The sequence below is a fragment of the Mesorhizobium sp. M7A.F.Ca.ET.027.03.2.1 genome, assembly GCF_003999175.1.
In the GTDB taxonomy this organism is placed as follows: domain Bacteria; phylum Pseudomonadota; class Alphaproteobacteria; order Rhizobiales; family Rhizobiaceae; genus Mesorhizobium.
The window spans coordinates 1-3230 of sequence record NZ_RZOM01000721.1 but is presented as its reverse complement, the minus strand read 5'-3'; the positions used below and the strand labels follow the sequence as shown (position 1 = coordinate 3230).

Annotated in this window: 3 protein-coding genes; all 3 read left to right on the top strand. The window is 64.4% G+C overall.

Annotated elements, in window-relative coordinates; genetic code table 11:
- Nucleotides 1–377: formate dehydrogenase subunit gamma (locus EN750_RS25610; protein WP_127379234.1), on the top strand; the 377-nt coding region annotated here is incomplete at its 5' end.
- Complete coding sequence (locus EN750_RS25605; RefSeq protein ID WP_127398208.1) at nt 374–1930, top strand: NADH-quinone oxidoreductase subunit NuoF; 1557 nt, start codon at nt 374–376, stop codon at nt 1928–1930. The genes EN750_RS25610 and EN750_RS25605, both read left to right, overlap by 4 nt.
- Nucleotides 1931–1940: 10 nt before the next feature.
- A partial coding sequence (locus tag EN750_RS25600) for a 2Fe-2S iron-sulfur cluster-binding protein (protein WP_127398206.1) occupies nt 1941–3230 on the top strand: 1290 nt, incomplete at its 3' end.

Sequence of the window (3230 nt, the reverse complement as noted above, 5' to 3'; positions counted from 1 at the left end):
TCCAGGAAGAGTTCGGCCATGTGCCCAAGGATGCGCTGCCGGTCATCGCCGAGGCGCTGAACATTTCCAGGGCCGAGGTGCACGGCGTCGTCAGCTTCTATCACGATTACCGAAGCCACCCGGCAGGCCGGCATGTGCTGAAGCTCTGCCAGGCGGAATCCTGCCAGTCGATGGGTTCGGACGCCATCGCCGCCAAGCTGAAGCAATTGCTGGGCATCGGCTTCCATGAGACGACCCGCGACGGTTCGGTGACGCTGGAGCCGGTCTATTGTCTGGGCCTGTGCGCCTGTTCGCCCGCCGCAATGCTGGATGGCGAGGTGATCGGGCGGCTCAATGACGAGAAGCTCGACGAGATCGTTGCAGAGGTGCGCTCATGATCCCGCGTATCTACATTCCCGGCGATTCCGGTGCGCTGGCGCTTGGCGCCGAAAAGGTCGCCAAGGCGATCGCCGGCGAACTCGCCGAGCGCGGCATCGAAGCCAAGATCGTGCGCAACGGGTCGCGCGGCGCCTATTTCCTCGAACCAATGGTCGAAGTTGCGACAGCGAACGGCCGCGTCGCCTATGGGCCGGTCAAGCCGTCCGACGTCAAAAGCCTGTTCGACGGCGGCTTCCTCACCGGCGGCCACCACAAGCGCTGGCTGGGCACGCCGGACAAGATCCCCTTCCTGGCCAAGCAGACGCGGCTGACCTTCGCGCGCTGCGGCGTCACGGATCCGCTGTCCCTCGAATCCTACAAGAAGCATGGCGGGTTGAACGGACTGACGAACGCGCTGGCACTGACGCCTGCCGACATCGTCGCCCAGGTTACCGAATCGGGCCTGCGCGGGCGCGGCGGCGCCGGCTTCCCGACCGGCATCAAGTGGAAAACGGTGCTCGATACCGCAGGCGACCGCAAATACATCGTCTGCAACGCCGACGAAGGCGATTCAGGCACCTTCGCCGACCGCATGATCATGGAGGGCGATCCGTTCGTGCTGATCGAAGGCATGACGATCGCCGGTATAGCCACGGGCGCGACCAAGGGCTTTGTCTATGTCCGCTCGGAATATCCGCATGCGGTGGCGGTGATGAACAAGGCCGTCGAGGTCGCCCGCAAGGCCGGCGTTCTTGGCGCCAGCGTGCTGGGTTCACCTTACGCGTTCGACATGGAGATCCGGGTCGGCGCCGGAGCCTATGTCTGCGGGGAGGAGACGGCGCTGCTCGATTCGCTCGAGGGCAAGCGCGGCATGGTGCGCGCAAAGCCGCCGCTGCCGGCGCATAAGGGGCTTTTCGGCAAGCCGACGGTGATCAACAATGTCATCTCGCTGGCCTCGGTGCCTGTCATCATGGACAAGGGTGCGGCCTTCTACAAGGATTTCGGCATGGGCCGCTCGCGCGGCACGATCCCGATCCAGATCGCCGGCAACGTCAAATATGCCGGCCTGTTCGAAGCCGCTTTCGGTATGACGCTAGGCGAAATCATCGACGATATCGGCGGCGGTACGGCCACGGGACGTCCGGTCAAGGCGGTGCAGGGCGGCGGGCCGCTCGGCGCCTATTTCCCGCGCGCGCTGTTCGACACGCCGTTCGATTATGAAGCCTTCGCGGCCAAGGACGGGCTGATCGGCCACGCCGGCATCGTGGTGTTCGACGACACCGCCGACATGCTGAAACAGGCGCGCTTTGCCATGGAATTCTGCGCCATCGAAAGCTGCGGCAAATGCACGCCCTGCCGCATCGGCTCGACGCGCGGGGTCGAGACCATCGACAGAATAGTCGCGGGCATCGAGCCGGAGAAGAACCTCGCTCTGGTCACCGACCTCTGCAACACGATGAAGTTCGGTTCGCTCTGCGCGCTGGGCGGCTTCACGCCCTATCCCGTCATGAGCTCGATCACCCATTTCCCCGACGACTTCAAGCCCGCGCCCGTGCGCGTGGCTGCCGAATAGGAGCTGGCAGGTGAACATCAAGGCCGACTTCCCTTCCCTCGTCGAAGAGATCGACTACGGAACCCCCCAATCGAAGGCGCAGAAGCAGGTCACGCTGAACGTCGACGGGCGCAGCATCACCGTGCCGGAAGGCACCTCGATCATGCGTGCCGCGATGGAAGGCGGGGTCGAGATCCCGAAGCTTTGCGCCACCGACATGCTGGACTCCTTCGGTTCGTGCCGTGTCTGCCTTGTCGAGATCGAAGGACGCGGCGGCACGCCGGCATCGTGCACGACGCCCGTCGGCGAAGGCATGATCGTGCGCACGCAGACCGAGCGGCTCGATGCCATTCGCCGCGGCGTCATGGAGCTCTACGTCTCCGATCATCCGACCGGCTGGAACGAACAGGCCGGAACCGGCGCGAGCGAGTTCGATGCGGTGGCGAAGTCGATCGGCCTGACCGAGAACCGCTACGGCATCGAAGGCCGCAACCACGTCAAGCCGGAAGGTGGCGTGGCGCCCGGCCATGGCTCGCTGGCGGTCGACTACATCGCCCGCGATGAATCCAACCCCTATTTCACCTATGATGCCTCGCAATGTATCGTCTGCTCGCGCTGCGTGCGGGCCTGCGAAGAGGTGCAGGGCACCTTCGCGCTGACCATCGAGGGACGAGGCTTCGAATCCCGGGTTTCGGCGGGGATGCACGAGGCGTTCATCGATTCGGAATGCGTGTCCTGTGGCGCCTGCGTGCAGGCCTGTCCGACCGATGCGCTGCGCGAGAAGACGGTGCTTGCCAAGGGCCTGCCGGAGCGCTCGGCTGTTACCACCTGCGCCTATTGCGGCGTCGGCTGCTCGTTCAAGGCCGAGGTGAAGGGTGACGAAGTCGTTCGCATGATGCCCTATAAGGAGGGGAAGGCGAACCACGGCCATTCCTGCGTCAAGGGCCGTTTCGCCTATGGCTACGCCACCCACAAGGACCGCATCCTGTCGCCGATGATCCGCGAAAAGGTCACCGACCCGTGGCGCGAAGTGAGCTGGGAAGAGGCGATCTCCCATACAGCGAAAGAATTCCGCCGCATCCAGTACCAGTACGGACGCACCGCGATCGGCGGCATCACCTCGTCGCGCTGCACCAACGAGGAAACCTATCTCGTCCAGAAGATGGTGCGGCAGGGTTTCCGCAACAACAATGTCGACACCTGCGCACGCGTCTGCCATTCGCCGACGGGCTACGGGCTCGGCCAGACCTATGGCACCTCGGCCGGCACGCAGGATTTCGATTCCGTCGACTTCACCGACGTCGCCGTCATCATCGGCGCC